The sequence below is a fragment of the Desulfosarcina sp. genome (assembly GCF_041551955.1).
Taxonomy (GTDB): Bacteria; Desulfobacterota; Desulfobacteria; order Desulfobacterales; family Desulfosarcinaceae; genus Desulfosarcina.
The window spans coordinates 1-7,030 of sequence record NZ_JBFELV010000271.1 but is presented as its reverse complement, the minus strand read 5'-3'; the positions used below and the strand labels follow the sequence as shown (position 1 = coordinate 7,030).

At 48.9% G+C, this 7,030-nt stretch carries 9 protein-coding genes; 6 read left to right on the top strand and 3 right to left on the bottom strand.

Translation table 11 applies throughout. The features are described from left to right. A partial coding sequence (locus tag ABYV26_RS17535; protein WP_372682652.1) for a response regulator occupies window positions 1-312 on the top strand: 312 nt, incomplete at its 5' end. Window positions 313-438: 126 nt separating this feature from the next. Beyond that, a complete protein-coding gene (locus tag ABYV26_RS17530; RefSeq protein WP_372682651.1) occupies window positions 439-708 on the top strand; it encodes a DksA/TraR family C4-type zinc finger protein in 270 nt (89 codons plus the stop codon). A gap of 124 nt (window positions 709-832) precedes the next feature. Here ABYV26_RS17530 and ABYV26_RS17525 read toward each other — a convergent pair whose 3' ends face one another. Then, window positions 833-1,411 (bottom strand): hypothetical protein, encoded by a 579-nt coding sequence (locus ABYV26_RS17525; protein WP_372682650.1) that lies wholly within the window; start codon window positions 1,409-1,411, stop codon window positions 833-835. 263 nt (window positions 1,412-1,674) lie between these two features. Here ABYV26_RS17525 and ABYV26_RS17520 point away from each other — a divergent pair, with 263 nt between their 5' ends. Beyond that, window positions 1,675-3,567 (top strand): adenylate/guanylate cyclase domain-containing protein, encoded by a 1,893-nt coding sequence (locus ABYV26_RS17520; RefSeq protein ID WP_372682649.1) that lies wholly within the window; start codon window positions 1,675-1,677, stop codon window positions 3,565-3,567. A 92-nt stretch (window positions 3,568-3,659) separates the two neighbouring features. Here ABYV26_RS17520 and ABYV26_RS17515 read toward each other — a convergent pair whose 3' ends face one another. Together ABYV26_RS17515 and ABYV26_RS17510 are read right to left on the bottom strand one after the other, a co-directional pair. Continuing rightward, window positions 3,660-4,136 carry a YHS domain-containing (seleno)protein gene (locus ABYV26_RS17515; protein ID WP_372682648.1) on the bottom strand — a complete coding sequence of 159 codons (477 nt, stop codon included), beginning with the start codon at window positions 4,134-4,136 and terminating at the stop codon, window positions 3,660-3,662. A 106-nt stretch (window positions 4,137-4,242) separates the two neighbouring features. After that, window positions 4,243-4,671, bottom strand: a complete 429-nt coding sequence (locus tag ABYV26_RS17510) for a DnaJ domain-containing protein (RefSeq protein ID WP_372682647.1) — start codon at window positions 4,669-4,671, stop codon at window positions 4,243-4,245. A gap of 808 nt (window positions 4,672-5,479) precedes the next feature. On the opposite strand from ABYV26_RS17510, the gene ABYV26_RS17505 reads away from it, so the two are divergent. The 3 genes from ABYV26_RS17505 to ABYV26_RS17495 all read left to right on the top strand — a co-directional run. Continuing rightward, window positions 5,480-5,974, top strand: coding sequence for an ATP-binding protein (locus ABYV26_RS17505; protein WP_372682646.1), 495 nt, complete (start codon window positions 5,480-5,482; stop codon window positions 5,972-5,974). Window positions 5,975-5,985: 11 nt separating this feature from the next. Continuing rightward, window positions 5,986-6,357, top strand: coding sequence for a SiaC family regulatory phosphoprotein (locus tag ABYV26_RS17500; RefSeq protein ID WP_372682645.1), 372 nt, complete (start codon window positions 5,986-5,988; stop codon window positions 6,355-6,357). 3 nt (window positions 6,358-6,360) lie between these two features. Beyond that, on the top strand, window positions 6,361-7,030 hold a 670-nt coding region (locus tag ABYV26_RS17495), incomplete at its 3' end, for a hypothetical protein (RefSeq protein ID WP_372682644.1).

Below are 7,030 nucleotides of genomic sequence, written 5' to 3'. Positions count from 1 at the left end.
AGAATACTTAAACGACTGGGTTACCATGTGACGGTGGCATCGGGTGGTGAGGAAGCGGTACATTTGGTAACCTCAGGAGCAACGTTCGATTTAATTATTCTGGATATGATCATGCACGATGGCATCGATGGTCTTGAAACATATAAGCAGATACGCGAGATTAAACCGAATCAGAAAGCGATTATCGTCAGTGGGTTTTCTGAAACCGGCCGGGTGAAAAATGCCCAGCACTTGGGTGCCGGCGCGTATGTCAGAAAGCCATATTCATTGGATAGAATTGGATCGGCCGTCATAGAGGAACTGCGGAAATAAAAACGGTGCCGGTAGCCGGGCTGCTTGGGTTTTCCGTGGCCGGGTGGTGCGGTGAACACGGTGGTTTTAATGGGACCCGAATAGATGCCAACCCATTAAGGGAATAGGTTTAAACAGGAGCAAATGATGGCTGGTGGTTGGTCCCGTGACGGGGCGGTGCAGGATCAAATTGACGCCAGCGTGCAAGACGCGGTGAAGCTGGCCAGGAGTCGGCTGCCAGACGGCGAAAAAGGGTCGGCTGATTGTGAAGCATGCGGCACAGCTATCCCGGACCTTCGCCGCAAGGCCGTTCCAGGGGTACGCCTGTGCGTCAGATGCCAGTCAGCGCTCGAAAAACAGCAGACGACGCACAGTGGATTCAATCGACGCGGGAGCAAAGACAGCCAATTGAAGTAATCGATGGATTGGGTTCGGGGCCAGGCCTGCAGCGGCGAGAAAACCCAGCATCCATGTGGTATGTGAGCCTGTTGAGCAGTTACCCAACGCCGCCAAGGGTTCTTGGGCTTTTTTTAAATGCGTTCTACTGCTTGGGCTCAAAGCTGAACTTCTGCCCGCCCACAGCGGCTTCATACATCAATCCCCCTTTGGCGTGGACGAACACGGCCATCCCCTTGTGGTAGCTCGTTTCGGCTTGAACGCCAGTAGCCGGACCGGCGCTGGCGCCTGCACTGGCGCCCTCGGTACCGGCACTTGCCTGAACACCGGCGGTGATGGCCACGGCTGACACACCGGCGCCGAATTCGAAGTTGCCGCCGGTGAATTCATCGTAGGCGCGCTTGTCCTCAAAGAAAACCATCTGGCTGAACGCCTGCCCGCCGGCCTGGAAACCGATGGTCGCCTTGATCAATTTGGTGGTGCCGGTGAGCTTGCCTTGCGCGTACACCTGGCCGGTGCCGTAGGATCCCCCGACAACGAACCCCCCTTTGCCCACTGTCGGAAAAACCGCATAGCCATAGCAATTGTCGATAAAAGGCTTCACCGCCGGCGATTTAGCAAAAACGGCAACGGTATCCGCATATTTATCGGCATGGGCGACGTTGAAAAAAGACCCGGCCATAACCAGAAAGACCGAAGAGATAAACAACCCAAAAATTTTCATGATGTCTCCTTTAAAAAATAGGGCGTTGAATAATACATTGAGTCGGGCAAGCCTTTTTCTCATTCTCGGGACGAGATTAAAAGCAAAATTATATTAATCACGAGATACTGAATTGCAAACTGTTGCTATATCGCGCTGATCGAGCCGAAAGGCATGGCCATCCTCGTCCTTGACCTGATAACCTTCTATGCTTATTGATAATATTTATAAGTAACCCAACCACCACCACGATTGAGCGTAACTCGAAAGTCGAACGTGCGGCCATGCAAGAAAACGTTTTCAAACGCAAACTGACAGCCATTCTGAGCGCGGATGCCGTCGGGTACAGCCGTCTGATGAACGATGACGAAGAGGCAACGGTCCGCACGATTCAATCCTATCGCCGGGTTTTTGCGGACTTCATCATGCAGCACAATGGAAGACTCGTCGATTCTCCGGGAGATAATCTGCTGGCTGAGTTTGCCAGTGTGGTGGATGGATTGAGATGTGCCCTGGCGGTTCAACACGCGTTGGCCAACAGGAATGCTGCGCTGTCCGAAAATCGCAGGATGCGCTTTCGCATCGGATTGAACCTGGGTGATGTGATCGAGGAAAAAGGAAGGCTCTACGGTGATGGCGTCAATGTTGCCGCGCGCCTGGAAAGCCTGGCGGAGCCTGGTGGCATCCTGGTTTCCGGTGCCGCCTATGACCAGGTCAAGCACAAGCTGCCCAACCGGTTCGCATTCACCGGAGATCAGCAGGTCAAAAATATTCCGGATCCCGTCAGGACCTACCGGGTGGTCATGAATACCGAAATCGACCACCGGCCCCTGAACAACGGAATAAAAAAACCGAAGCGCTTGAAAGCCGTTCTGGTTCTCCTGCTGGGAACAATCACGATCGTGGCCGTCGGTTCAGGATGGTATTTCTGGCAACAGAAAAACAGTCGACTGCCAGTCAACGTCTCGCCGGACAGCAGCGCATCCCCTCACCCGGGTTTCCGTAAAGCCTCGATTGCCGTACTCCCGTTCACCAATCTGAGCGATGATGTCGAGCAGGAGTATTTCAGTGATGGCGTCACCAACGACATCATCACCGATTTGTCCAAGTTTCGCGAACTCCTGGTCATCGCCAGCAATACCGTTTTCATGTACAAAGGAAAGACCGTCAACATAAAAATGGTCGGACGGGAATTGGGCGTCGCTTACATCATGGAGGGCAGCGTACAAAAAGCCGGCGATCACATTAGAATCAACGTCCAGCTGATCGATGCTTCCAATGGCACGCATGTCTGGGCCGAGCGGTACAATCGGCGGTACACGGATCTTTTCGAGCTCCAGGGAGATATTGTTCAGGCCATCGTCGCCAAGCTGGCGATCAAGACCTTTCGGCATGAGCAAGCCCGAGCGCTGCGAAAAAAACCGGCGGATCTTCTGGCCTATGACTACCTCTTAAGGGGTTATGCCTATTTTCATCAACGCAATCGCGCGGCCTACGCGACGGCCAAGACGATGTTTTCCAAGGCGATCGACCTGGATCCTTTCTATGCAGCGGCCTATGTCGGACTGGGGGAATTGGAATACGGCAAGGTGAGCTATGGTTGGACGGAATTCCCGGACAAGGCGTTAAACAAAGCCCTTGAATTCGTGCAAAAGGCCATTGAACTGGATGAGTCCAACTCAACCGCCCACTCCCTGCTGAGCAGCATCTATACGTTTCAAAACAAGCATGAATTGGCTATCAATGAGGCCGAGCGTGCCATCGAACTCAATCCCAACGATTCAGGCAGCTACAACGAACTGGGTTGGGCACTGCTCTGGTCCGGCCAGGTGGATGAGGCCATTGCTGCCCTGGACATGTCACTGCGCCTTGATTCTTCTTCCCCCAATAATATTTGGTTCCACCTGGGGATGGCGTATTACCTGAAAGCGAATTACAGCAAAGCGTCAGCCACATTGGAGCAGGGTTTGACCCGAAGACCTGATTTTTCAGGCTACCACATCGCGCTGGCGGCGGTTTATGCAAGGCTGGGGCGCGATGAAGACGCTGCACGTGAGGCGGCGGCCGTGCGTCGCTTGGATCCATTTTTCAAAGTCGAATCATTCGGCACAGGCTTCCGTCAAGCCGAACACCGCATAGCCATTGCAGCGGGATTGCGAGACGCCGGTCTGGAATGACCTCCCTTCGCATCCGTCATCTACCGGCCAAGGGTCTTCATGGTGCGCCAATGGAAATCGATCCAGACCAGGGTATCGCAAAATCGCCCCGGTCAGTTTTGGGTCAGATTGTCCCAGCTGGCATCCGCCCGCTCGATGTTGCCGGGCGCGTCGATCTCAAATTCTTCGGAAGCTTCGGCGCTCCAGTTGAGATAGAGTTTGCCGTCGATGATCTTGAAGACTTCCGGGTCGATACCGGCAGCCTTGCCGGTGGTCGAAAGACTTCGCGCTCAGTATCCACCGTATTGCGGTGCAAACCGCTCGGGGTCGGCGGCAAACAGATCTCTGTTTTCGGCGCTGGCGAAATACCATTTGGCGTCATTCCAACGGTGGGAGAACGTGTTGCTGCCTTTCACCGCGCGACCCTCGGTGTGGTAGGCGACCGTGTCATAGCCTTTGATGGCCACTCCGAAAAAGGTGGTGTTGACCGGATCGAAGGCCCTGGCGGGGATTGCTGCCAGTACAAGAACTGAAGCGACCATGGCGACCTGAACGAGCCGACGACTTCTTCTCAATGGAGAATGAATCATGGTGTCACCTCGTGTATGTCGGTTATGTGCTACACCTTAAAATTGCTACATTGTGGCACTTTAGTCAAGTTTTTTAAACGTCCGTTTGATGCGCCGGGATTGTTCCTTACCCGGAAATGAGCTCGTCATAGGCCTGTTGAATTTCTTTAAAGCGCATTTCGGCCAGTTTTTGAAGATCATCGCCCAGATGCTGGACCTTGTCTGGATGATATTTGGCTGCGAGACGGCGGTGGGCGGCTTTGATTTCTTCCCTGGATGCGCCCGGGGCGACACCCAGGACCGTGTAGGGGTCCTGGCGGTTCGGCCTGCCGGAATCGGAGGCGCGATATTGTCGGTCATCGGCCGTGTCCCGGGATTGGCCTGAGCGGTCACCGGAACGGCGCAGCTGTGTCACACGGCGGTAATAACGCCAGAGCGCATAGAGAACGATCAGATCATCGAGCCACCCCCAGCCGACCAGAAAATCCGGAATCAAATCGCGCGGGAAAAAAACATAAAGCAACGCGCCGATCAGGAACCAATAGAATATAGGCATGTCCACACGCTCTTTCGTTAGTTCGTGCCCATCCGCAACTGACCAATTTGCCTGATATCTGCGTTGTGCTCAAAATTTTATCCTCGGAATATCAACTATATGCCTGCGGTAAAATTTTTCGCACGTCTTGATCTCAAACAAATTTGCCTATTTCTGGATGGAGACTAGTTCGGCAACCTTCCGATCCACGCCGGCCGAAAGGCCATTGCCGATATCTTGACGGCATATCACCCATCCTGAGCAACCATCGAAGGATTATTCTGATTTTGTACCCGGTCAAACTTTTTTCACCACATTATGGGGTCGACAATCTATTCTGTTTATCGGCGGTCGAGCCTTTCGTACCATCAAAGAAGGTGGAGACAGGTAAAAATCGGCTGTAGGGACATGCAACTGGCCAAGGGAATCTCGACTCCATTGAAGATGATTCGCTGAGCCTGCAATCACCATTATGGGGCCCAAGGGGCTACATGTTGCATTGCCGCTGGCATTCGAACCGCAATTGAAGCCATGTTCACCGCTTTGTAATATTGTGATCCCCCCATTAGAATAGTCTCATCACTAACTTATTGAATTCATGTCTAATTATATTTTTTTTAATAAAGGTTTAACAATATTCTCAAATACGTTTCTCTTTCCGGACTCGCTTTCAATAGCCTTATTCGTTCTGAATTATTTTTTAACCTACTGAATTTTTTGATTTTTAATAATTTTTTTTTATTTATTCTTTTTTTTGGCCTGTTTAATGCTTCCATTCGAACTGTAGAAATTACAAAAATTATGCAGCTTACAAGGAGACCGGATATCAATGAAGCGATCTATAGAGTTCAATTTGAAACCAAATTGGGATGAAATTGAAAAAATTAGAAATGAAAGCATTGGTTTTTTGCAATCCCATGAACTTTCGGATGACACCATCCATTCCCTTTCGATGATAATCAGCGAACTCATCGAGAATGGCATAAAATACGGCAACTTTAAGATGATCGAAAAAAGCGTAGTCGTCATCATTAACATCGAACGAAACACAGTCACAATAGAAGTTCTGAATCCGGTCGATGACAACGCCTTTAATCACCTATCCAGGCTGGATAAGACCATTCAATGGATCAGGGGATATCAGGATCCGTTTGAAGCGTATATAGAAAGAATCAAAGAAGTTTCCAAGAAACCGCTCAATGACAAGGAAAGCGGTATCGGACTGGTAAGAATTGCGTATGAAGGCAAAGCGCTGCTGGATTTTTTTGTTGCTGACAATAACATGCTGAATGTGTCCGTCGTATCCAATATCGAAGGGAAATAAAGGTAATTATCATGTTAAATCAGGAAAAATATACCAATACGCACTTGTCGATCGAAGTAATTGAGCATGAATCTTCAATTTGTGTGAACTGGGAGGGGAAAAGCATTGACCGCGAACCCAGCAAGTTCATCTCACCGATTTTGGTCAAGGTATTAGAAATGGCCAGTTCGTTTAACAAAAGAATTATCATGGACTTTCAACATCTTTCATACATGAATTCATCGACAATTACGCCTATCATAAAGATTTTGGATAGAGCAAAAAAGGGAATGACAAAAATAACCATCGTTTATTGTAAATCCTTGAAGTGGCAGGAGCTAAACTTTTCGGCATTAGAAGTATTTAAAACCAAGGATTATCGACTGGAAATTACGGGGTTATAAAAAATGATGAATCGGGAACCGATAAAATTCAAAGGCCATCTCCTGCAAGGCAGACAAAAGGTATCTATTGAAGCGAAATACGCCTCTAAGTTTTCTCTTTTTGTCCGGTTTCTTAACGGTATCAAGGCTGATCAAGGGACCACCTATCAAAAACTGGTTTTTCAAAAAGATGGTAACAAAGTAGAAATCGGTCCATGCCAGTTTATCCCTGAAGCCATAAGGAACGGGTACAAGGGACGTATCGTTTTTAATAAGGATATCTATGATCTGCATAGCTTGTTCTTTGACAATAAAATTGAAAAACTGCAGGTAGAATTTTTTAATCTTCCGCTGATTTTAGCATACAAAGATATGATAAAACCGGAATTCAAAGAATATACCGCTAATTTAACTTATGATTTAAATGTCTACAAAAATTTATTCGATTCTCTTGACTCAAGATATGCTGAAGAACCGGATGAAATCAAACAACACATTCAGAGAACAATCATTGAGACAGAGGGTCGTAAATTCATGAAATTTCTTGATGAGAAGTTGGAAGCGTTTGAAAACATCATCATAAATTTCAGTAAAAAAGATCACGAACGCCATGGATACTATATCCGCAAGCAGCTTTGGAATTTTATCTTGTGCTCCCCGTTTATAACACGCACGAACTTAAAACCGCGGGGTT

Bases quoted from the DNA above. Each gene is read 5' to 3' on its own strand.
- ABYV26_RS17510 (WP_372682647.1), bottom strand. From the start codon at position 4,671: ATGCCTATATTCTATTGGTTCCTGATCGGCGCGTTGCTTTATGTTTTT.
- ABYV26_RS17500 (WP_372682645.1), top strand. From the start codon at position 5,986: ATGTTAAATCAGGAAAAATATACCAATACGCACTTGTCGATCGAAGTA.
- ABYV26_RS17530 (WP_372682651.1), top strand. From the start codon at position 439: ATGGCTGGTGGTTGGTCCCGTGACGGGGCGGTGCAGGATCAAATTGAC.
- ABYV26_RS17525 (WP_372682650.1), bottom strand. From the start codon at position 1,411: ATGAAAATTTTTGGGTTGTTTATCTCTTCGGTCTTTCTGGTTATGGCC.
- ABYV26_RS17520 (WP_372682649.1), top strand. From the start codon at position 1,675: ATGCAAGAAAACGTTTTCAAACGCAAACTGACAGCCATTCTGAGCGCG.
- ABYV26_RS17505 (WP_372682646.1), top strand. From the start codon at position 5,480: ATGAAGCGATCTATAGAGTTCAATTTGAAACCAAATTGGGATGAAATT.